The sequence below is a fragment of the Gemella sp. 20925_1_85 genome (assembly GCF_041433735.1).
Classification (GTDB): domain Bacteria; phylum Bacillota; class Bacilli; order Staphylococcales; family Gemellaceae; genus Gemella.
In genome coordinates this window covers 108397-133181 of record NZ_JAPWCC010000002.1, presented here as the reverse complement: position 1 = coordinate 133181, position 24785 = coordinate 108397, and the positions used below count along the sequence as shown (strand labels likewise).

General features: G+C 30.0%; 20 protein-coding genes and 1 riboswitch. Of the genes, 1 reads left to right on the top strand and 19 read right to left on the bottom strand.

Annotated features, from left to right (window positions below):
* Nucleotides 1–61: 61 nt before the first annotated feature.
* Nucleotides 62–709 (bottom strand): GDSL-type esterase/lipase family protein, encoded by a 648-nt coding sequence (locus O3884_RS01390; protein WP_371451233.1) that lies wholly within the window; start codon nucleotides 707–709, stop codon nucleotides 62–64.
* A 171-nt stretch (nucleotides 710–880) separates the two neighbouring features.
* Here O3884_RS01390 and O3884_RS01385 point away from each other — a divergent pair, with 171 nt between their 5' ends.
* Complete coding sequence (locus O3884_RS01385) at nucleotides 881–1786, top strand: cation diffusion facilitator family transporter (protein ID WP_371451232.1); 906 nt, start codon at nucleotides 881–883, stop codon at nucleotides 1784–1786.
* 42 nt (nucleotides 1787–1828) lie between these two features.
* Here O3884_RS01385 and O3884_RS01380 read toward each other — a convergent pair whose 3' ends face one another.
* The 18 genes from O3884_RS01380 to dltA form a co-directional block, all read right to left on the bottom strand.
* Nucleotides 1829–2512 (bottom strand): YjjG family noncanonical pyrimidine nucleotidase, encoded by a 684-nt coding sequence (locus O3884_RS01380; protein ID WP_371451231.1) that lies wholly within the window; start codon nucleotides 2510–2512, stop codon nucleotides 1829–1831.
* A gap of 93 nt (nucleotides 2513–2605) precedes the next feature.
* A complete protein-coding gene (locus tag O3884_RS01375) occupies nucleotides 2606–3652 on the bottom strand; it encodes an LLM class flavin-dependent oxidoreductase (protein ID WP_371451230.1) in 1047 nt (348 codons plus the stop codon).
* A gap of 65 nt (nucleotides 3653–3717) precedes the next feature.
* On the bottom strand, nucleotides 3718–4125 hold the full coding sequence (locus O3884_RS01370; RefSeq protein WP_371451229.1) for a MarR family winged helix-turn-helix transcriptional regulator: 408 nt from the start codon (nucleotides 4123–4125) through the stop codon (nucleotides 3718–3720).
* A gap of 140 nt (nucleotides 4126–4265) precedes the next feature.
* Entirely contained in the window at nucleotides 4266–6056 is a 1791-nt protein-coding gene (locus O3884_RS01365) for an ABC transporter ATP-binding protein (RefSeq protein WP_371451228.1), read from the bottom strand.
* Nucleotides 6049–8202 (bottom strand): ABC transporter ATP-binding protein, encoded by a 2154-nt coding sequence (locus O3884_RS01360; protein WP_371451227.1) that lies wholly within the window; start codon nucleotides 8200–8202, stop codon nucleotides 6049–6051. The genes O3884_RS01365 and O3884_RS01360 overlap by 8 nt, the downstream gene beginning before the upstream one ends.
* The gene (locus tag O3884_RS01355; protein WP_371451226.1) at nucleotides 8189–8653 is read right to left on the bottom strand and encodes a MarR family winged helix-turn-helix transcriptional regulator; all 465 of its coding nucleotides are present in this window, start codon (nucleotides 8651–8653) and stop codon (nucleotides 8189–8191) included. The genes O3884_RS01360 and O3884_RS01355 overlap by 14 nt, the downstream gene beginning before the upstream one ends.
* Before the next feature lie 155 nt (nucleotides 8654–8808).
* Entirely contained in the window at nucleotides 8809–10254 is a 1446-nt protein-coding gene (locus O3884_RS01350) for an N-acetylmuramoyl-L-alanine amidase (RefSeq protein ID WP_371451225.1), read from the bottom strand.
* A gap of 2 nt (nucleotides 10255–10256) precedes the next feature.
* Nucleotides 10257–10709, bottom strand: coding sequence for a D-aminoacyl-tRNA deacylase (gene dtd / locus O3884_RS01345; protein WP_371451224.1), 453 nt, complete (start codon nucleotides 10707–10709; stop codon nucleotides 10257–10259).
* A gap of 8 nt (nucleotides 10710–10717) precedes the next feature.
* A complete protein-coding gene (locus tag O3884_RS01340) occupies nucleotides 10718–12895 on the bottom strand; it encodes a RelA/SpoT family protein (RefSeq protein ID WP_371451223.1) in 2178 nt (725 codons plus the stop codon).
* Between the two features lie 189 nt (nucleotides 12896–13084).
* Nucleotides 13085–14581: an amino acid permease gene (locus tag O3884_RS01335; protein WP_371451222.1), complete on the bottom strand. Its 1497-nt coding sequence runs from the start codon at nucleotides 14579–14581 to the stop codon at nucleotides 13085–13087.
* A gap of 87 nt (nucleotides 14582–14668) precedes the next feature.
* Nucleotides 14669–14847, bottom strand: a riboswitch (Lysine riboswitch).
* Nucleotides 14848–15254: 407 nt separating this feature from the next.
* On the bottom strand, nucleotides 15255–17201 hold the full coding sequence (locus tag O3884_RS01330; protein ID WP_371451221.1) for a fructose-1,6-bisphosphatase: 1947 nt from the start codon (nucleotides 17199–17201) through the stop codon (nucleotides 15255–15257).
* A 180-nt stretch (nucleotides 17202–17381) separates the two neighbouring features.
* Nucleotides 17382–18545 carry an ATP-grasp domain-containing protein gene (locus O3884_RS01325; RefSeq protein ID WP_371451220.1) on the bottom strand — a complete coding sequence of 388 codons (1164 nt, stop codon included), beginning with the start codon at nucleotides 18543–18545 and terminating at the stop codon, nucleotides 17382–17384.
* 25 nt (nucleotides 18546–18570) lie between these two features.
* Nucleotides 18571–19311, bottom strand: coding sequence for an esterase family protein (locus O3884_RS01320; protein WP_060913782.1), 741 nt, complete (start codon nucleotides 19309–19311; stop codon nucleotides 18571–18573).
* Nucleotides 19312–19342: 31 nt separating this feature from the next.
* Nucleotides 19343–20173, bottom strand: coding sequence for an alpha/beta hydrolase (locus O3884_RS01315; protein WP_060913781.1), 831 nt, complete (start codon nucleotides 20171–20173; stop codon nucleotides 19343–19345).
* A gap of 324 nt (nucleotides 20174–20497) precedes the next feature.
* A complete protein-coding gene (gene dltD / locus O3884_RS01310; RefSeq protein WP_371451219.1) occupies nucleotides 20498–21664 on the bottom strand; it encodes a D-alanyl-lipoteichoic acid biosynthesis protein DltD in 1167 nt (388 codons plus the stop codon).
* A gap of 4 nt (nucleotides 21665–21668) precedes the next feature.
* On the bottom strand, nucleotides 21669–21902 hold the full coding sequence (gene dltC / locus O3884_RS01305; protein ID WP_003145008.1) for a D-alanine--poly(phosphoribitol) ligase subunit DltC: 234 nt from the start codon (nucleotides 21900–21902) through the stop codon (nucleotides 21669–21671).
* Between the two features lie 21 nt (nucleotides 21903–21923).
* Entirely contained in the window at nucleotides 21924–23081 is a 1158-nt protein-coding gene (gene dltB, locus O3884_RS01300) for a D-alanyl-lipoteichoic acid biosynthesis protein DltB (protein ID WP_371451218.1), read from the bottom strand.
* A gap of 1 nt (nucleotide 23082) precedes the next feature.
* Nucleotides 23083–24585, bottom strand: coding sequence for a D-alanine--poly(phosphoribitol) ligase subunit DltA (gene dltA, locus O3884_RS01295; RefSeq protein ID WP_371451217.1), 1503 nt, complete (start codon nucleotides 24583–24585; stop codon nucleotides 23083–23085).
* Nucleotides 24586–24785: the final 200 nt, after the last annotated feature.

Here is a 24785-nt window from a genome sequence, read left to right as displayed (position 1 = left end):
TGCATTTGTCAACAGCCTGAAAAGTAGTAAACTCTCTAAGTTAGAGAGTTTACTACTTTTTTTATCTTGCTTCTTCGTAATCCAAGACTTCTGAAACTTTACTAGCGATATATTTCGCTAATTTTTCATGATTTTTATCATCTAGGTGAATGCAATCCACTAATGAAGTTTCTGCAACACGTCCAGCATTTAAAAAGTCAACTTCATACTTATCACTAACTTCTTTAAATGTTTGCGCTAAGAATTTTGATTGTTTTAAACTATTTTCATCAAATTCACCAAATAAACTATGTCTATCCACTATTTCATCACGTAACGGAACTGGTGATACAACAAGAATTTTTGGGATTTTATATCCCGCTATTAAATGTGGATTTCTAATATATTTAATGTATTCTTCTATTCCTTTAGCAATAAGTTTGGCACTTGGATTGAATTGTTTTTTTAGATCATTTGTACCTAACATTATGATTACTAAATCAACGGGCACGTGACTTAACATTAGAATTGGTAATGTATCAATACCACATCTAACGGGTACGATTGTGTCTTTTGCAATTACAGTTCTACCACAAAGTCCTTCCTCTATTATTGTATCATTAGGACGAAGCTCCGCTAGTAAATTAGTCCATCTTTTTTCAGTTCTTACTCCATCTTCTCCTGGGACATATCCCCAAGTATTACTATCCCCAATACATAAAATACGCATAATTTTTTCCACCTTTTTTTCTTCTAAATTCTTCTTAATTTTATCAAACTAATATGAAAAAAGCAATAGACCCTAATGATATAAGTACTAATAATTGTTATCAGTGCAGTATTTTTGTAATATTAACCAACATGATTTATAATATCAATAATCTAAAAAAAGGAGAATAAAATGATACAAACAAATTTTCATCATAAAAAACATTATAAAATTCAAGCATATTCAAAAAAAATACTTTATATAACATTATTTTTAACAACAAGCTTTGCATTATTAGAATACATCGGAGGACTTCTTTCTAACTCATTAGCACTTTTAGGAGATTCTTTCCATATGTTCTCTGATGTTATTGCATTAGGGTTCAGTCTTATTGCATTACTATTCAGTTCAAAAAAACCAAATAAAAAATATACTTTTGGTTTTGTCAGATTAGAAGTGCTAGCAGCCTTTATCAATGGTCTTATGCTAGTTGGTATTTCGATTTATTTAATATTTGAAGGATTCATGAGATTCTTCAATCCTAAAGATATTGATTTCAAATCAATGCTTATAATTTCAACTATCGGATTGATTTTTAATATTGTAGTTACTGTAATTTTAACAAAAAGTCTAAAAGAAGAAGATAATTTAAATATCCAAAGTGCTTTATGGCATTTCCTTGGTGATTTAATCAGTTCAATCGGAATCATAATTTCATCAACCATTATTTACTTTACAAATTATCAAATCGTCGATGTTATTATGAGTATTATTATCAGTATAATTCTTTTCAAAGGTGGTTATAAAATTACTAAATCATCATTTGTTATTTTAATGGAAGCTACTACTCTAGATACAGAAGAAATTTACAATAAAATTAAAGAAGTGGAAGGAATTGCTGATATTCACGAGTTTCATATTTGGCACACTGATACAAATGAAATCAATGCTGCAATGCATATTTTACTAGATGAATATGAAACAAGCCATGATTATAAAATTGTAGAAGATGTTAAATTAGTACTTAAAGAAGAATACGATATAGAGCATTGCTTCATCGCATTAGAAAACATTAAATACAATGATCATAGTTTATAAAAGAAAATGTCTAAGTTGATAACATATCAACTTAGACATTTTTTATAATTCCAATAAATCTATCGTCTTTTCAATTTTATACGTAGGAACAATCTCTGGATTAGAAATTTTATGAATATCTACTAAGCAACTATCTATTCCTGCATTATTAGCTCCTAGTATATCGGATGTTAGAGTATCGCCTATCATTAAAACTTCATCCTTATTTTCAACACCGATTTCTTTAAAGATAATATCAAAGAATTCTATATCTGGTTTCTTGCTACCGATTTCTTCAGAAATAAAAATTTTCTCAAAATACTTATTAAGATTATTATTTTTTAGTCTTGTATGTTGAGTGATTGCTATACCATTAGATGCTATGTATAGTTTATGAGTTATTATTAATTTCTCTAACATTTCAATTATTCCCTCGAAAAGTTGATTTCCCTCAGCAAGATAACCTCTATATCTATTATCTACTTTACTACCATCGATTTTTCTATCAAACAATGAAAAAAATCTTATAAACCTTTCACTCGTAACTTCTTTATTTGAAATTTCTCCACGTTCAAAACTTCTCCATAAAGATTTATTTATAGTTTCATATTTTTCAAACAGCTCATCATTATACTCAATATTCTCATCTTCTAATAATTTTTTAAAAGCTAATACCTGTGCCTTACCAAAATCCAATAAGGTATCATCTAAATCAAATAATAAATATTTATACTTATCTATAATCATCTATACACTCCATATATTTTTTATCTACTCATTATAACATAGAGATTGATTATTTTAGAAAAAATAGATTTATTTGATGTATAAATTTAAATTTTATTTTTTATCCTTAAAATATTCTCGAACTCTAGGGGCTACTTCTTCACCAAATAGTTTAATAGCTTTCATAATATCTTCATGTGGCATAGAACCTAGTGGTAAATGCAACATGAATCGATTTAACCCTAGTGTTTCTATCATATCAATAAGTTTATTCGCTACAGTCTCAGGACTTCCTACTAACATAGAGCCGTCTGGACCTACACTATTTAAATATTGTTCAAAAGTAAGTGGTCTCCAAAATGGTCTATCTTTCGAGATTGCATCAACTACTTGTTTTGTCGGATGAAAATACTTTTTAATAGCTTCTTCATCAGTTTCAGCTACAAATCCCCATGAGTGTGAAGCAACTTTTAAACAACTTTCATCAAACCCAGAATGCTTCCCAATAGCTCTATAATAATCTGTTAAGCCTTTGAAAGCTTTATATTGTCCACCAATTATTGCATATGCTATTGGTAATCCTTTTTGTGCTATTTTAATAGTTGATTCAGTATTTCCACCTGTTGCTACCCAGATTGGAAAATCTTTTTGAACACTTCGCGGATACACCCCCTTATTTTCTACCTTTTGTGTATGCTTTCCTTCCCATGTTAACTTTTCATTAGCTTTTATTTTCTCCAACATCGCTAATTTTTCATCGAACAATTCCTCATAGTCTGCTAAATCATAACCGAATAATGGGAATGATTCTGTAAAAGAACCTCGTCCCACCATAACCTCTGCTCTACCATTAGAAATAGCATCTATTGTTGCATATTGTTGATAAACTCTAACTGGATCCGAAGATGATAACACTGTCACCGCAGAACTTAATCTTATATTCTTCGTAACAGCTGCTCCTGCTGCTAACAATATCTCAGGTGCTGATACAGCAAAATCTTCTCTATGATGTTCCCCTATTGCGTAAAGATCTAATCCAACTTCATCTGCAAGTTTCATCTCTTCAATCATATTTCTAATACGCTCATCATGCGTTGGTATTATACCTGTTCCTTCTATTTCAGTTGTTTCACCAAATGTACTAATTCCTAACTCTATCATTTTATGTCCTCCTATATTATCTCAATTTCAAGATATTTATTTGTTAAAAAAGGCATAAGCCTCCTCTAGTTTATTTTCTTTAATATTTCTTTCAATGTATCTAATTCTTCTTTAGTTAAATCATCGAAAATTTTTTTAGTATTAATTTTATGAATAGGGAAAATATCATCCATTAAGTCTTTACCTATTTTAGTTAACTTAATGTAAGTTACTCTTTTATCCTTTTGACAAATCTTTCTAATAACATATCCTTTTTTTTCAAGGTTATCAACAACGTATGTTGCACTTCCACTAGCAAGTAATATTCTATCACGTATTTCCTGAATGCTCTTCTCACCTTTACTATATAAAAATTCCATAACAGAAAATTCAGTCGCATTTATTGGATAATTCTTTAAAGTTTTCTTTAAATCACCCACTAATAAATTACTTGCTCTCATAATTCCAATAACAGCTTTAAACTCATTATTCATAAGGATTCTCCTGCTTTTAATATACACTTATTTATCTTATAATTATCTCGAATATGAGATAATTATACTTTATACACTCTGTATTGTCAAAGAAATAAAACTAAAGACATCTAGAGATAAATCTCTAAATGCCTTTAGTTTTATTCTGCAAATTGACTTTGATATAATTCTGAATAGAAACCTTTTTGTTTCAATAGTTCATGATGGTTACCTTGTTCAATAATATCTCCATCTTTTAATACTAATATTTTATCCGCATTTCTAATTGTTGATAATCGGTGAGCGATAACGAATGTAGTACGCCCTTCCATAAGTTTATTCATTGCTTTTTGAATTAGTACTTCTGTACGTGTATCTACACTTGAAGTTGCCTCATCAAGAATTAATATTGGTTTATCAGCAAGTATTGCACGAGCTATAGTTAGAAGTTGCTTTTGACCTTGTGAAATATTTGAAGCATCTTCATTTAATTCCATGTCATAACCACCTGGTAATGTTTTAATAAAGTGGTGAATATGAGCTGCTTTAGCCGCTTCTATTACCTCTTCATCTGTAGCATCTAAACGACCATAACGAAGATTCTCCATTATTGTTCCTTTAAATAGCCATGTATCTTGTAGTACCATTGTGAAGTAAGAACGCAGTTCAGATCTATCAAGTTTAGAAATATCTTTTCCATCAATATAGATACTTCCTCCATTAATATCATAGAATCTCATAAGAAGTTTAATCATTGTTGTTTTACCAGCACCTGTAGGACCAACGATAGCGACCATTTCTCCTTTTTTAACATTACTTGTAAAGTTTTTAATAATTATTTGATCTTCTACATATCCAAATTTTACTTTATCGAATACCACATTACCTTCTTTATTAGTAACTGTTTCAAGAACTTCTGCATTTTCTTCATCTTTAGCATCTAAGAACTCAAATACCCTTTCACCAGCAGCTGCCATTTTTTGAATTTCTGACATAGACTGAGCTATTTGACCGATTGGTTGAGTAAAGTTTCTTATATATTGGATAAAGGCTTGAATATCCCCTACTCCAATAGTTCCTTTAGATACTAATAATCCACCTGAGAATACAATACCAACATAGCCAAGGTTACCAACAAAGTTAATCACTGGGAACATTAGCCCTGAGAAGAAGTTCGCTTTCCATGATGATGTATATAATTGTTTATTTTTATCATTGAATTCTTTAACACTTTTTTCTTTGTAGTTAAATGCTGCAATAATATTTTGACCTGAGAAACTCTCTTCGACCTGTCCATTTACATCAGAAAGCATATCTTGTTGACTCTTGAAATATTTTTGACTCCATTTTGTTATAGCACCTAAAAGTATTCCTGAAATAGGAATTAAAGCTACCGCAATCAATGTCATTAGAGGGCTTATTGTAAACATCATTACTAATACACCTAATACCATTGCAGTATTGGAAATTATCTGAGTAAAACTTTGGTTTAGTGATTGTCCCAAAGTATCAACATCGTTTGTTACACGTGATAAGGTTTCACCTACTGTACGTTGTTCAAAATATCCAACAGGTAAAGTATTTATTTTTTTACTTATTTCTTTACGAATATCATATGTCATTTTTTGGGAAATATTACTCATTAACCATCCTTGAATAAACATAAACAGAGATGATAATATATATAAACCTAATACAGTAAGTAAAATTCCCGCTATTTTTTCGAAATTTATACTACCTTCATTACTAATTTTAGCAACTAGTCCTTCAAAAAGTTCAGTTGTTGCTTGTCCCATAATCTTAGGCCCCACAATACCGAATACTGTACTTGCTAACGCAAAGAATACTATCAAAATACTTGAGACTTTATACTGTGTAAACATCAATTTGATAATTCTTTTTAGCGTTCCAGAAAAATTATTAGCTTTTTCTATTCTTTGATCTCTAGCCATGATGTTTACCTCCTTTTTGTAATTCTTCTTCACTAAGTTGACTTTCTGCAATTTCTAAATATGTTGGACAAGTTTCTAGAAGTTCTTGGTGTTTTCCAACTCCTACTATTTTACCTTCATTCATTACGATAATCTTATCCGCATTTAGAATTGTTGCAATACGCTGAGCTACTATAATAGTAGTTACTCCCGCCATTTCTTTTCTTAAAGTTTTTCTTAATTTAACATCTGTTTTATAGTCTAATGCTGAAAAACTATCATCGAAAAGAAGTATTTTAGGATTTTTCGCCAAGGCACGAGCGATTGAAAGACGTTGTTTTTGTCCACCTGAAACGTTAGATCCCCCTTGTGAAATCTCACTATTAAATTTATCTTCTTTTTCATTAATAAACTCTATTGCTTGAGCAATTTCAGCGGCTTTTTTCATCTGTTCATCAGTAATATTTTCATCTGCAAATTTAATATTTGATTCAATATTACCACTGAATAAAACTCCTTTTTGAGGAACAAATCCTAAAATGTCTCTTAATTTATTTAAGCTTATATCTCGAATATTAACTCCATCAATTGAGATTTCGCCTTCACTAGCATCAAAGTATCTTGGAATTAAATGAAGTAATGTAGATTTACCACTACCAGTACTTCCTATAATTGCAGTAGTTTTTCCTGCTTCAGCTTCAAAACTAATATTACTAAGCACTGGACTATCGGCTCCATCAAATGTAAAGCTAACATTATCAAATTTAAGAGTACCTTTTACATCTTGAAGTTTACTATCATCAATATTCTCACTATCTACTACAGTAACCTCTGTTTCCAGTACTTCATTAATACGACCAGCTGCAACTTCAGCACGCGGTAGTTGCATCATTAAGAATGTGAAGAATAAGAATGACATAACTATCTGCATTGTATATGTAATAAACGCCATCATATCACCAACTTGAATACTACCAGCATCTATATTTTTTCCACCAACCCAGATTATTAATAGTGCAATACCATTCATAATTAACATAATCATCGGCATAAGTGCTGATAAAGTTCTATTGATGAAAAGTTGTTCATTTTTTAGAACTGTATTTTCTTTATCAAATCTCTCCTCTTCATATTTTTCACGACCGAAAACACGAATTACAGAAATACCAGTTAAAGCTTCACGAGTTACCAAGTTTACTCTATCTATTAACTTTTGCATAATTTTAAATTTTGGCATTACTAAGAATGAAATTATTCCTAATGTTAAACCTAAGATACCTACACCTAATGCAATTATCCATGTCATTCCAGTATCGGTTTGAGTAACTTTGTAAACTCCGTATACTGCCATCATCGGTGCATAAATTGCTATAAATAACATCATATTTAAAGCATTTTGTATTTGTTGAATATCGTTTGTACTTCTTGTAATTAATGAAGCTGTAGAAAACTTATCAATATCTTGTTTAGAAAATGATAATACTTTATTATATAGTTTTTCACGTAAGTTATATGCTATTTTCGAAGAAATTCTACTTGCTATAAAGTTCGAAATAACACTTCCAACACCTGAAATGAATGTTACGATTATCATCATGATTCCTACTTCTTTTAGATAATTCTTTCTAATTTCATTAGTATCAATACCAACATTATTTCTATACTCTTCTTTAACATAACGAATTCCAGCTTGTTTTGTTATCATATCAGCTGAACTTCCTAAGTCGCTAATTGATTTATTTTTTTGTTCAATTAAACTATCTTTCTTGACTAGTCCTAGTTTGACACCTTCTGCAACCTTATCTAGATCTAAGTTCTCAGATTTTGCTCCAGATACAACAGTCATAACATTTTTAAAAATATCATTTAGTTCGCTACGCTCTTGATCATTAATGCTATCAAGTTTATACACATCACCATCTTTTGTATATTTAGATGTAACTTTCTTGATTTCATCATCTGTCATAAATAGTTGTAATTCTCTAAATGATTTTTCACTAATTTTCTCAGGAACGGCATCTTGGATACCACTTTGTTGGATACCTTTATCGACTATATTGCTTGTATATGTTGGAAGTGCTAGCTCTGCAACAACACGAACTCCTAGTATCGCAACTAAAAATATCATAGGTACCAAGAAACCTTTTAAATATTTAATTAGTTTCATTGTTTTCCTCCTTATCTTGTATTTCTTCTCTTAATACTAGATTTGTTTTTGTTAATAATATATTAAAAGCTTCCTTTTCTCTAGCATCAAATTTATCCCATATAGACTTAAACCACTCTTCATAGGCTTTTCTATGTAATTCTATGCATTCGATTCCTTTTTCAGATAAACTAAGATATTTTTTTCTTTTATCTTTTTCATCGATACTTTGGACTACAAAATCTTTTTCAAGTAACTCACCAACAAGTGCTGTGACTCGAGGTTTTGTCACATGTAGTTCTTCACCTAGCTCCTGCATTGTAATCTTTTCTTTACAAGATAAAAATAGCATCGCTTGAAATTCCGGTTTTCTAATAGGAGCATTATTTTTTTTATGAATTCTCTTCATAATTAATCTAAATTCTTCCATCATATCAATTGCCTGATGATATGATATTTCACTTTTACCCATCTTCTACCTCCTTTATTTTTATAAATTAGTTAATAAAGTTAACTAATTAGTTAACCACGTTAACTATTATATTTTATTTTACATTTATAGTCAATAGATAATTTAATAATTCTAAAAAAAGATTAACCTAAATTTTTCTAGGTTAATCTTTTTTTCTATTTACTAAACACCCAAGCTTGAGCAAGGTTATTTTTTATATCATTTTCTGTAAAACCATTGTAACTTGTAAGTTTAACATCATCGTCATTCGGATCATTTATATAGAATTTATCATCTTCAAAACCACGAATAACTTTATATGTTACTCTGTCACCAAATACTCCAGATTTTAGTCTAACAAGTATAGGTTTATTATCTCTTAAGGCATTTTCTAAGTTTTCTACTAATTTATCAGTCTCGATTCGTTCAACTTTAAGATTATATTTTTCAGCAAAAGCTGTAATAATCGTAGGTTGAGTTCCTTGATTTCTGATATAGTACTTATTTCCTGCCCAAGAAGCTAGCTCTTCTACAGTTGCTTCATCTTTACCTATATATTTAGCAATCATCGCTAACGAGATAATAGCATCACCATTATCCTCAATTGTTTTCTTACCATCAAGACCATAAGCTATATTTTTATATGCATCTTGTTTCATATAATACATAGGAACAGAAAGACCTTTTTGTGGTAAGTTAAGTAACTGTTCTTTTCGTTTCGCATTATAATTATCAATATTAATTAAATAATATAAGTATCCCTCTACACCATCTCTTAACGATTCGATAAATTGTTTATTTGCTATTTCGTTATTTAATAAATCAACATCAATTTTATTCCCTATATTAGCCGAGATCAATTTCACCTGAGGTAATTTATCACTTAATTGAGGGAAATTCGCCTGTTTCTCAGATGATGATATCTTCGAAATATAATGTTCAGAAAGATTTTTTTCAATACTTCTTGCTACAATAGATGATTCTTGTGATCCATAGTATACTTTCACACCAAAAACTTCTTTGTTGCTATCATTATTAGTATCAATATCAATTAACATTTCCACTGAGTTTTCTGCAGCAATTTTTAGAATATCTTCTTTTGAAGGATATGAATCATCATTATCTCTAGTTAATATTACTTTTATTCCGTCTTTTTCTAATATCTCTTTTAACTGTTTAGCTAGTTTCAAATTATAAGATTTAGAAGATATTCCTTTATAATCAACCTTCTCTTCTTGTGAATTAACAGGATTCAATAAGACTGAATAAGAAGCTAATTTTTCCTTATTTTGATCTTCAGGACTTTTCTGACCAGTTCCTAAAATACTCCAACCTGGTATCCATCCCACAAAACTATCCTTTGTTTTAACTTCATACCAATTTTCAGATTTACTTAACATTTCAACATTATCTCCAGCAGTCACTTTTTTTAATGTTGGATAAGTATCATCTGGTCCTGTTCTAATTTCAATTTCTTTTGCAATAGTAATATTATTTTCGGAACTAGGTGATAAATTCATTTTTTCACCTATATATGTTACTACGCCTCCTACAACAAATACTAATAACAATATAGATATTACGAATAATATTCCATTCTTATTTCTTCTTTTTATTCTCATAATTATTTTCCTGCTGATAATTTTTCGTAAACAATAGTAATAGGACCATCGTTAACAATATTAACTTCCATCATTGTTTGAAAAATTCCAGTCTCTACTGTTACACCTTCTTCTCTCAAAAATTCATTAAATTTCTCATATAATTCATTAGCTTTTTCTGCACCAGCAGCACTTGTAAAACTTGGTCTATTACCTTTTTTCGTATCAGCATATAAAGTAAATTGTGAAACTGATAAGATACTTCCTCCAACATCTTTTAGACTCAGGTTGATTTTATCATTTTCGTCTTCAAATAAGCGTGCTTGTGCTACCTTTTTTGCTAAATATTTTGCATCTTCCTCAGTAGATTCTTTATGAACTCCTACTAAAAGACAGTATCCTTTATCAATACTACCAACAACTTTATTATCAACACTTACACTAGCTTTTTTAACTTTTTGTAATATAATTTTCATATATCCACCTATTTAACTATTCTTTCTACGCTATATACGTCTTGAATTTGTCGTAATTTTTTAATCATATAATCGCATTCACTAACATTTTTCACATATATCCCTATCGTAATAACACATGTTTTATCAGCTTTCGATTCAGAATTAAGTTTTTTAATCTCAACTCTACTTTCACTTAATGTTAATAGAACGTTTTGCAATAACAGTTCTCTATCAAAAGCGTGAATTTGTAGTGTTACACTGTAACGACGTGCATTTAAGCTTTCTACCCATTCAACATCCAATAATCTTGCATGATCCTCTTCACTTAAATTTGGGCAATTATGTCTATGAACTGTAACTCCTCGACCTTTTGTAATAAAGCCTACTATGTTATCTCCTGGAATTGGTTGACAACATTTAGATAATCTTACAAGAATATTATCTACACCTTTAACATAGACACCAGTTTCAGTTACTATTTTTTTATTTTCTTCTGCATTGAAAAGTTTCTCAATTTTCGCTTGAGTCATCTTTTCTTTTCTAATTTTTTCTGTTAATCTTGCAAAGACTTTATTCGCTGTAATTCCACCATATCCTATGGCAACATACATTTCTTCAAGATTAGCAAATTTATATTTATTAAGAGCTGTAGCGATATTTTCTTCAGTTAGTACCTCATCTATATCAAAGTTATTAGCTTTAATCTCATCTTTTAATAAGATTTCACCTTTTACTAAGTTTTCTTCACGAGCTGCTTTTTTGAAGAATGCTTTAATTTTCGACTTAGTCTGAGATGAAGTAGCTATTTCTAACCATGAGCGATTAGGTCCAGTAGAATTTTTACTAGTACGAATATCACAAATTTCACCAGTTGATAATACATAATCAAATGGCTCGATTTTATCATTTACAGTAGCTCCTACCATCTTATTACCAACTTCTGAGTGAATCGCATAGGCAAAGTCAACAATACATGAACCTTTAGGTAATTCAATAATATCACTATTAGGTGTAAAGACATAAATTTTATCACTCAATAAATCTACTTTTAATGATTCCATAAAGCTTTCAGCAGTTGCTTCTGTCTCATCATTTTCTGCGATTTTTTGGAACCAGTTTAATTTTTCATAGAAGTTATTGTTTTTATTAACCTTCTTACCTTCTTTATATGCCCAGTGCGCAGCAATCCCTTTCTCTGCAATTTCATGCATTTCATAAGTTCTAATTTGAACTTCTAAAGTTTGTCCATCAGGTGCAATTACCGTAGTATGAAGCGATTGATACATATTAGGTTTTGGCATCGCAATATAGTCTTTAATTCTTCCTGGAATAGGTACCCAAAGATTATTTACAAGACCTAAAGTAGCATAACAATCTGCTACGCTATCTACCAAGACACGAACAGCTAATAAATCATAAATCTGATCAAAACTTTTATTTTGTTTAACCATTTTTTTGTAGATACTATAGATGTGTTTTGGTCTCCCAGTTACCTGTGCTTTTATCTTATTATCTGCAAGAATTGATGTAATACTTGAACAAGCATCTTTTATACTTTCTTCCCTTGCACTTCTTTTTTGTTTCATCATCCCAACTATTGAGAAATATTGAGATGGATGTAAGTATCTAAGCGATGTATCTTCCAGTTCCCATTTAACAGAACTTATCCCTAATCTATGAGCTAAAGGTGCATAAATTTCAAGTGTTTCACTAGAAATTTCACGTTGTTTTTCCTCACGCATATACTTCATAGTTCTCATATTATGAAGTCTATCCGCAAGTTTAACAAAAATAACTCTTAAATCTTTCGCTATTGATACAAAAAGTTTCCTATGGTTCTCTGCTTGAGATTGCTTTTTAGAACGGAATTTTACTTTATCTAATTTTGTAACTCCATCAACTATTACCGCTATATCTTCCCCGAAAGTTTCTTTTATATCATCAAAAGTATACTTAGTATCTTCAACAACATCATGCAAGAAACCAGCACAAATTGTTGCATAATCTAATTTAAGCTCAGTTAAAATTCCTGCAACTTGAACTGGGTGTAATATATATGGTTCCCCTGATTTTCTAAATTGTCCTTCATGAGCATCTTTTGCAAATTCATAAGCTTTTCTTATAATTTCAATTTGCTCATCTGATAAATATTTACTCGCCATATCTTCTACATTTTCATAACTATATGGATATTCAAGATTCACAGAAATTCCTCCTCTTTCGTAATTTAATCTACCCTTTATAATACCACAAAAACAAGAAAATTTCCCGTATTTTATCAAAATTATTATATTTTTCAACTGTTTTAACATCATATACTTTAAGCAAATATAAAAAACAATTTCTAGATATAAAAAAATCCTAGTTCAAATTTGAACTAGGATTAAATTTAATTATTTAGTATCTACATCTTGAGATAAATCAACTTTATCTAAAGGTATCATTTTTGTTTTATATCTAATTTTGTGGTATAGATAGAAGAATAAGAAGATTGGAACTCCCATGTAAGTAGTTAACATTCCACTCCAGTTAACTACACCTTTAGTAATAAGTTCAGTATCTTGACCGATAATAACGATGATACATAATACTAAAGCGATAATTGGTCCTACAGGGAACCATTTTGCTCTATATTTAAGATCATTTAAATCTTTACCTTGAGCGATAAATGCTCTTCTAAATCTATAGTGACTTAACGCAATACCTAACCAAGCTATAAATCCTGTTAATCCACTTGCTGCTACGATATAAGTATAAGCGTTAGCACTTGTAAGTTGGATTAAGAAGATTAAGAATACTACTGCAGCTGTTGCAACTAATGAGATAACAGGAGTACCGTATTTAGTAACACGACCAAAGATTGGATACGCAAGTTTTTCTTTACTCATCGCATAAAGCATTCTTGTTGATGCGTACATACCTGAGTTACCAGCTGATAGGATTGATGTTAAGATTACTGCATTCATTACACTTGCAGCTAATGCAAAACCTGCATTTTTGAAGACAATTGTAAATGGTGATTTAGCAATTTCTTCAGCACTTGCAGCACCTAATAAATCTGGTGAAGTATAAGGAATTAATAATCCGATTACTAAGATAGCTAGTACGTAGAAGATTAAAATTCTCCAGAATACTTGTTTTACAGCTTTTGGAATACTTTTCTCTGGGTTTTCACTTTCACCAGCAGTAATACCAATTAACTCAGTACCTTGGAATGAGTATCCTGCGATTAGGAATACTCCAAGAGTAGCAAGGATTTGTCCTGATAATGAAGAATCTTCTCCAACGAATGGCGCATCACCGATTGTTAGATTTTTGAATCCAATGTATTCACCACCTAAAATACCGAAGATTGTTAAGCATCCAACTACTAAGAAAATGATTACTACTACTACTTTAATAAGTGCAAACCAATATTCACTTTCGCCATATACTTTAACACTAAGTGAGTTTAAAGCGATAATAATAACTAGGAATAATAAACTCCAAGCCCAGTGAGGAAGTACTCGCATAGGCTCCCAATAACTGATTGCTAAAGCAGATAATTCTACGTCTGCCGCTACTGTAATTACCCAGTTAAACCAATAGTTCCATCCTAAAGCAAATCCTAATGAAGGATCCACATAACGTGTAGCATATGTACTAAATGACCCCGATGTAGGAAGATATGTTGCCATTTCCCCTAATGATGTCATTAAGAAATATACCATAAGACCGATACATAGGTAAGCTACGATAGCTCCCCCAGGTCCCGCACTTTGAATTGCTTGACCACTTGTCATGAATAATCCACTACCGATACATCCTCCGATAGCAATCATACTAATATGACGTGATCGTAAATTTCTTTTTACTTCTGTTGCATTATTGTTATTGCTGTTGTTTGTCATAATAAAAACCTCCTTGATAAAATAAAAAAGCATAACCTCCTACCATATTTGCACGGAGTTATACTTCACATTATCTCTCCAAAACAAGATATTAGTAGCGCAACATAGCCTCACGACTATGACAGTCCTATACTTAGTTCAATATAGGCCCAACAATATTAACATAGGATTAATATCATTTCGGCGATGTTTCCTTTCAAGTAATTTCAACAAGCCCTATACTCTCAATTACCCTACTGATAAAAATCGCAACCTCTACCTCACTTACTTTGTGAGGTACATATTCAATTAACTGTTTATTAGTATAATATACTTTTTAACTGTTGTCAATAAAAATTTTAATTTTTCTAAAAATTTAATTAAATATTGAATATATTGCACTATATTCTACTTTTATAAGAATAATATTCATTACATCAATACTTTGTATATCAAAAAAGAAGGAGCTTGAAACCTCCTTCTTTTTTAAAAAATACTAACAAGTATCTTTTTATATCTAACAGTTTGATAAACAAATGACTAATTAATCATTTTTATTTTCTTTTCGTTTTTTCAATAGTTTATAATTTTTTATTATTCCTAGTATCATTAAAATTTCTAGTATGCTTAATAAAATCTTCATCATCTCTCCCCCCTTTAATACAAAGAAACTCAGAATATCAATTTATATTAACTAATATCTTTCACAAATTGCCCCTTGACGATATTCTTCTAATAAAATTTTTAATAATTCAATTTGTTTTTTTATTCTTGCACCGCTATCTGTATCAGCTACTTTTTTTCGACATAATTTATCTACAACTCTTTTAGTTGAAATAATATCCGTCTCATTTTTGATTGACTCTTCTTTACTTTGGAAGATATCATGACTCATTATCTGTAACCCATAAGAATTGTAAGTTAATGTATAACCACCATGACCTGTTGTTTTATGATAGGCCCTAGACATTCCACCATCAATAACAATCGTTCTACCATTGGCTTTAATCGGATTTTCTCCTTTTGTTTCCTTAACAGGAGTATGCCCATTTATAATGTGACCTTCACTAGTTAACCCAAACTCATTTAATAACTTAATGCAAAACTCTTCATCATCTCTAAGTTTATAATACGCATTTTTTACTTCTTCATGAGTAGATTTATCCTCTATAAAATATCTTTCGAACGTCGTCATATCACATTTACCAAATAATGGAGAGTAGCGACCTTGCCATAAGTAAAAGAACAGCCCATTATCTTCTCTAAAACCACAATAAAATATGCTGCGAATTTTTTTATCAAAAAAGTCTAGTAGATTCTTACCTGAGTATTTCTTTCCTCCATAAGAAAATTCCTGGAAGTTTCCATTCTCATCTACTGGCATGCAACCGTGAAGAAGTAGATTCCCATTATAGCAACAATACATAGCACCTTTATTGATAAATAATTCAACATGTTTTTTTAATTTTTCACTTGCTATAAATGATTCTTTTAGTCTATTAATAATCTTTTCTTCTTCATCTGTTAATAAATATGGATTTTCTTTATCAACTGTTGGGAAGTTACATGACGTTAATGGATATTCTTTACCATAGATTTTTACAGTTTCTTTTTCAAAGTCAATTTTGTCTAGTAACGCACGTGATTCCAAATCAAACTCAGGATGTTTATCAATAATTTGTTTTTCTAATTTGAATTGAATTATTGCCATAGCTTTATGCATTCTGGCTATTTGCATAATTTCATGCTCACTATATTTCAACTCATCATCCTTAGATATTTTTGGTAAAAACTCTTTACAGTGATCATCCTTGTAGTACTTTTCACTAAAGTTTAATAAATTCCTAATAGGAATTCCATATCTATCTTCTATAATGTCTAAATTATCATATCTTGCACATATTCTGATTACATTTGCTAATGATATTCTGTCTCCAAGATAAGCTCCTATCCATAGCATATCGTGATTTCCCCATTGAATATCAACAGAATGGTAGTCTAATAATCTATCCATTATTTTATCAGGAAAAGGTCCTCTATCATAGATATCTCCAACTATATGTAAGTGGTCGATTGTTAACTTGTGGATACTTAATGATAATTCTATAATAAACTTTTCTCCAGCACCTAATTCAATAATATTCTCAAGTATTTTATCATAGTAATCATTCTTATCACTACTTTGCATTTTATAAAGTAACTCATCAATAATATACTTGAAATCTTTTGGCAAAATTTTTCTTACTTTCGATCTAGTATACTTCCTAGCTGCTACTTGTGTTACTTCTAATAATCGAAGAAGCGTAATTTTTTGAAACTCTTTATAATCACATACATCATATTCTTTTCTTATAAGGTTTAATTTTTCTTCTGGATAATAAATAATAGTAGCTAAAAGATTTAAATCTTTTCTAGGTAATCTGTTACCAAATACTTCTTTAAGTTTTTCTTTAATAATACCCGAACCATTTCTTAAAATGTGATCAAAGGCTTCATATTCTCCATGAATATCACTTAAAAAATGCTCTGTTCCTTTAGGAAGTGTTAATATAGCCTCTAAATTAATTATTTCCTTAGTTGTTTCATCAATGCTTTGAAAGTTTTCTGCTAATAGTTCTAAATGTTCCTTAGATATTTTCATGCCATTCTCCTTTTTATTATTTTCAATTAAATCTTAACACACTTCCTACTGTAATTCAAGAAATGTTACACGCTATCAAGGTATATTTAATAGGTTATTACACATTATTTATCCTGAGATAAAAATAAAAGAAATATAACACTAACTGTAAAACATTAGTATTATATTTCTTTTATAAAATTATTTTAATTTCCCTACAAATCTTTCCATCTCTTTCATCTCTTCAAGAGTGTCAGCAACAAGAACATACATTGTATTTCCTTGTAATTCAGCGAAAGCTTCAGGCATTCTTAATACAGCTTTTAATTTATCTTGATATTTATTTCTGATATCTTCATCTGAATGTACATAATCTTTATAATCACGACGCGTTGAAGCTAATCCATATTTTTCATCAACATTTAGCCCATTGAATGTTCCATTAACAACTTCAGCATATACTCTAAAATAATCTGTTGAATGCGCAAAGTTATACACGTCTACTGCAAATGCTCCTGCTGGACGGTTATTATACTCAATTGCGATATAATCATCTTTAGTTTTGAAAAATTCAATATGGAAAAATCTCTCTTTCATACCAAATGCTTTTACAGCATTTTTACCATATTCTACTAATTTTGGATCTAAATTCTTATCGATATAATAAACCCAATCAAGAGTATTATTATTTAATAAATCTAATGGAGTATGGTAATAAACGATACTAGTATAGAAAACAATATTTCCCTTAGCATCTACTAATCCATCAAAAGTTACGATATCAGAGTTATCTACAAAAGGCTCTAAGAAATAATGTGTAGTTCCATCCCATTCTTTTTTGAAATTTTCGACATCCTTCTTATCTTTAAGCTTATAAGTTGCTGATGCTCCTACTCCATTATCAGGTTTAGCAATTAGTGGAAGTTTTAATTTCTTCACACCTTTTTCGATGTCACCTTCTTTTTTCACTAAGAAACCTGGCACTACAGGTACCCCTGCTTTTTCAAAGTATTTTTTCATCTCTGATTTATGCTTTGTTTTTTTAAGGTCATGCTCTTTTAAACCAAACACATTAAATTGTGTACGAAGTGCAGCATCTAGTTCCATCCAGTGCTCATTTTGTGATTCTATTCTATCAATGTGCCCATGTTTGTGATATAAGAATGCAACAGCACGTTTCACTTCATCAACATCATCAAGACTATTAACTCTAAAATACTCAGTTAAAGCTTCTTTAAGTCTTTGATCAAGTTGTTCATATGGTTCTTCTCCAATTCCAAGTACATTAATCCCTTGATTTTTTAACTCAATAGAAAATTTTTGAAAATTGTGTGGGTAATATGGTGATATAACTATGTAATTCATAAATCTTTGTCTCCTCTTAACTTTATTATAAATTTAACTTATCTAAAAAGTATGGCATTTGAATTCTCCACCAAGGCCAGTCATGGGCAACATCTTCACCCCATACATCAAACCATGCTGGAATATTCTTTTCTTCAAATGCTCTTTTCAAACTATAAAATGATGGTAATCCATCTTGTTCCCATGGACCTAACCCTGTACATACAATAATATCAGCGTTTCTATAGTGATCAATAAACCATCCATCATTTTGATTCCAAATATTATCACTAGGTGAATTTCTATATATTAACTCATCATTTCCATATTCACCTACGAAAAATCTAGCATCATATACTCCACTAAGTGAGATTACTTTTCCAAATACATCTGGATGTTGTAGGAAAATATTAAATGAGTGATATCCTCCCATGCTACATCCAGTAGCCATCATTTGTCCAAACCAACCTGTTTTATGTTTAATAAACGGAATGGCTTCTTCAATGACATATTTTTCATACTGTGTATGAGCCAATGCTCTGTCATGACCATTTTTCCAGTCGCATAACCATGATTCACTATCGACACTCGATAATGTAAAAAATTGTACTTTTCCTTCATTTATAAAACTTTCACAAGCATGAATCATACCAAAATCATAATACTCATTGTGTGTACCACCTGATGAAGGAAACACAACAATCGGTAATCCTGCATGGCCATACCTATTAAGAACCATTTCTCTTCCTAAATTTCCACTATAATGACTTAAATTCTCTATATTCAATACTAAAACCTCCATTTTCTAAAAAATTCTATTACCAGTTCTCACTTATAAATCTCAAACATTCTGGTAAATATTTAGCCCAACACTCCTCACTGTGTTCTCCATTAGCTACAACATTTAATTTCAACTCACTTGTAGATAAACCAGCATCAATTAGCTGACGATAATAATCTAAACTTGCATCAATATATAATTGTTTTAAGTTACCGTTTGCTAATTGCTTATCCGTATCATCACCTTCATTTGTTCCAACTTCAATATACACTCTTTGATCTGAGACTTTATGTTTCGAAATAAATCTATCAAATTCTGGTTTATTTAACCAATTTGCAGATGAAAATACTCCAAGACACCCTACAACATCTTTATGTTCTAAACCAATATATTGTGATATATTAGCACCTAAAGAACTACCAATCATCGCTGTATATTCTCGTTGTGGTTTAGTACGATATGTACTATCTATGAATGGTTTAACTACATTTACAAAGAAGTCAGCATATTCTGACCCCAATCCACCTAAAGTCAAACCAAAATTTAATATTGGTAAACTTGAAAACTTCCAAGGTGCATATTCATTCATTCTTCCCTCATTATCATTATCAATCCCAACTATTATCATTTTTGGCATATCAGGATTTCTCTTAATTGCTGGTATAACCTTCCACGAATGTCCACTAAATGACTCACCACTATAAAAAACATTTTGTCCATCATTCATATACACTACAGGATAGTGTTTATGTTCATCTTGAGCATAGCCTTTTGGTAAAAGAACTCTAATACGACGATTTTTTCCCGTGTACGGCACTTTTAACTCATGCTCTTTCATTTCTAAATAAAAATACGCATCTCTATTCATTAATATTTTCCTTTTAAATTATTATTATAGCTATAATTCTACCTTATTTCTCTTATAAAATCAATTAATTGAGTGTAATTTTTCATGATTTTTCTGAAAATTAATTATTATTGATTATTTATATACTAGTGCAATATTCATAATTATATAATATATATAAAAAAACGAATTACCATACGGTAATCCGTTCCCCTCTATTAAAACTCACTATATACATACTCTTGGACATTTGAAAAATCCGTTAAAAAACAATATATTATTATTCCCATTATTACTGTATAAAAGAATAATACCCATAATGTTAGTCTTTGTTTATAGCTTAATTTACTTTTTAAGTTTGTAAAGATCTCTTTCAAAATCAATCCATCCTCTCCAACCTAGATGCATCGCATCATACATATAATAGTCTTCATATTCTTTACTTGAATAATCCATTACCTCTATATTATTATTTTTAGCAATTTCTTTTAATTTATTGTAGGCAACTTGTCTCTTTTCACTACCTATTCCAGTATAGTCACTCCATTTCCCGTGAGCAGGAAGAATTGCAAACTTGATATTCAACTTCAAGTCCTTAACAATAGATAATAGTATATCTAAGTCTTCGTATTCTTTAGAATCATCATACTTTGTATTTTTTGAACTATCTTTTAATTGATTATATTTAACTCTTATATATTTGTCATAATATGTATTATCAATTTGATAATCATTGTTATTAGTTCTTTCTTTGGCTTCCTCAGCTACTTTTTTATCTAATTCTTCCCAATTATAATCAGGTGTCTTTTCTCCACTAACTGGATAAAATTCTTTACCTTTATTTTTATAAAAGTTCAATTTATTTTTTAAAACATAAAAGTAATTATCAAGTTTTATAAACTCTCCTGTAAATTTATTACCCTTACCTTCTAAAAAATATCGTTTATAGCTTTTATACTTTTTATTCAATTCTTTATTTGTAGATGAAAGTTCTATAACCCTATTAATAAATTTCTCTTTGGTATCTCTACTAATATTATCATTTTTCATAGTATTATAGACATGCTCACTAGAAATCCTAGATAGAAATGCATCCTTTAAAATACCGTTTTTGTTATCAAACCACTGAATAGATTGAATCATTACTATCTCATTATTTTTCACATCATTCCCTATTGATCCAATAGTAGCCGCATGAATAATATTTTGAGAGTTCCCAACTCCTACTTGCATTATATTAAAATCTTCGTAATTGAATATTTTCTTAGGGTGATAATTTTCATTAATAGTCGTTGTTAACTCTGAAGACCCCAAAAGTAAAAGTGTCCTAGGCGTCATATTTTCAACTATTATATCTTTACTTTTATACTTTTCAAAAGCAGTACTATATCTAACACTATTGTCGTTCGACTTATAGTAGGTTTGTACCTTCTTTAAGAGGGTCACATCTAAAATTATAAGTGTAATTAATACCAATACTATTGATATTAAAAATGCTTTTAATCTTATCATGTTATTATTTCCTATTTTCTATATATGAAATTACCTTGTTTGGGGTATCGATTTCTTCATATGTTACTTCTGTTGGAGCTATGCTTAATCCGAAGATTTCTTCGATTTTTACTAACATTTCTACAAAAGCTAATGAGTCCATTAACCCTTCTTCTTTCATGTTTATATCTAAATCTTCTCTTACTACTTCGTCTTCACAGATTTCTTCTAACATTTCTAATACTTGTTCTTTTATCATCCTTGTTCTCCTAACTCTATATTATTTTTTTAGTACATGGCTTATTAGTTTATATGGTTCTCCTGAGAAGATATATAAACCTATTATTACTAAGTTGATCGTTATGAACCAACTAAGTACTTTATACCATGTTTCATTTTTATTCTTTTTGTAAAATTTACTTTTCTTTTGATAATATTCAAATCCTGCCATAAGTATTCCATGGTAGAATCCATATACTATATAGCTTATTGTTAAGCCGTGCCAAAATCCCATAAGAACCATGTTTACCATATAGGCATACATTGCTGTATTAAGTCTTTTCTTGAATCTTTTCTTCTTTGTTGCTTCCATAAAGACTCTTGAGAATACGAAGTCTCTAAGCCACGTTGATAGTGTTATGTGCCATCTATTCCAAAAGTCTTTTATGTCTATACTTAGGAATGGTTTATTGAAGTTCATCGGTGTTCTTATTCCTAAGATGTTACTACTACCTACTGCCATTAAACTGTATCCTGCAAAGTCAAAAAATAAGTACAATGTATATAGGTACATGTATTTTAATGAATAGACAAATGTCCCATGGTTTGTTAAACCTACTAAGTAGTGGTAACTTAGTGTTGAAAATACTATTTTATATAGTAATCCTAATATTAGTCTGTAGACTCCTTCTCCAGCTAATTCTAAGTACTCTGTCTTCGGCATTCTTTCTTTTATTTCGCTCATAAACCTTCTACTTCTGTCTATCGGTCCTGCGCTAACTGTTGGGAAGAATAGTAGGAATTGTACATATTCTACAGCACTGATTTTTTCTTTTATTAAGCCATCTGATATTTCTATCATAATTTGTATTGTCTTAAATGACATATATGATATTCCTATAAAGGCTAATAGGTGTAAGTGTGTATTTGCGAATACTTTGTTTATTACTAGTGGTAATATTGAAAGTATTACCAGTATTTTCAAGTATTTTTTACTTTCTGTTTTTTGTGCTATTAGTACTAATATGTATTCAAATAGAATAAATCCTACTAGGTAAGATAACATTGTGATACTCTTACCGTATATCGCTATGGCGAATATTACTGATAGTGCTAAGATATAATATTCTATTTTTTTACCTAGGTAGTTTATTATAAATCCTATGATTAGTGCTATAGCTAAGCATAAGAAAAATTCATTTCCGTCAAAGTGGTTCATTCTATACTAACTCCTTTAACTTTTTCTTATCTATTTTACCGTTGTTGTTTAGTGGCATTTCTTCTAAGAATACTATTTTTTTCGGTATCATATATTCTGGCACTAATTTTTTTAGTTCTTGTTTTATTTGTTTTGTTACTTCGAAGCGTTTTTCTATTTCTTCGTTATATACTACAAATGATGTCAATGCTTTTACTTTTCCGTCTTCATAGCTTGGTACTGTCGCTGCTTGACGTATTTTTTTATTTTTAAGTAGATTGTTATCTATGTCTTCAAGTTCTATTCTGTGCCCATGTAGTTTTACTTGGAAGTCTATGCGCCCTTCACAAAATAGCATTCCGTCTTTGAAGTACCCTAAGTCTCCTGTTAGGTAACTTCTTTCTTCTTTTCCGTCTACCTCTCCTATACCAAATTTTTCATTTGTTATAGCGTCGTTTTTAAAGTATCCTTTTGCGACTGTGTTTCCTGTGATTACTATTTCACCTTTGTTCTCTTCATCTGGATTTGCTAGGTGTACTTTTGTACCCCATTTTATTTCTCCTACTGGTAGATTCTCATAGTATTTTTCATTTACTTCTTTTGTTATTTCTACCCATGTGACCATTACTGTTGATTCTGTTGGCCCATATGTATTTATTACTTGTGCATCTTCAAAGTTTTTATGAATTTTTTCTACTGTTGTGCTGAATAGTTTTTCTCCACAAAAGACGAATTGTTTCACCTTCGGCATAAGACTTTGATTGAAGTTTTTATCTATGAAACACATTTCTATAAATGATGGTGTTGAGATCCATATTGTTGCATTTGATTTATTCAGTTCTTCAAACATTACTTTGAAGTTCTCTTGATGTTTTTTATCTATTTGTACTAAAGAGGCTCCTAGATAAATACTTGGCCATAATGACATTACCGATAAATCAAATGAGAACGGTGGATGTCCTAAGAACACTAATTCTTCTTTTTCATCATAGTATCCCGTGTACCAGTGTAAGAAGTTATTTAAATTATTGTATGTAATACATACTCCTTTTGGTTTTCCTGTACTTCCTGATGTGAAAATTATATAGAATATATCTTCATCTTTTACATAGTTTTCTTTTGAAATAGCGTTTTGAGTACTTGAGATTATTTCTTTAGCTGACTTAACATCTAGCATTTCTCTAGATAGTTCTATTTCTTCTGTGACCAGTACTACTTTTGAATCTGTTGTTTCTACTATTTCTTCTACTCGTTCTTTCGGTGTATTTATATCTACTGGACAAAATGCTCTTCCTGATTTTACACACGCTAAAAAGTACACTAACATAAATGGATGTTTATGTCCGTACACTACTATAGGGCTTTTGTCTTCACCCAGTTTTTCTTCAAGATAAGACGCAAGTCTATCTGAATACTCTATTAAATTTTTATATGTTAAATTTTCATTCTGATATATATTATTAATATATACTTCTTTAGAACTGTTTCTATATTGTTCTAGTTTTTCAAAAAAAGTTAATTTCATATTTATTTTATCCTTGCCTCTATATCTATTCTTTATCGACTTTTTATTTTCCATCACGATAGACCAAAAAATCGACATCATACTCCTTATACTATTATAATATAAAACTTAACAAATGTGATTAAAAATTAGTAAAAATTATAAAAAAAATTGATTTATTGCTTATTATTTTCAAAACAACAAATCAATTTTCATAATTT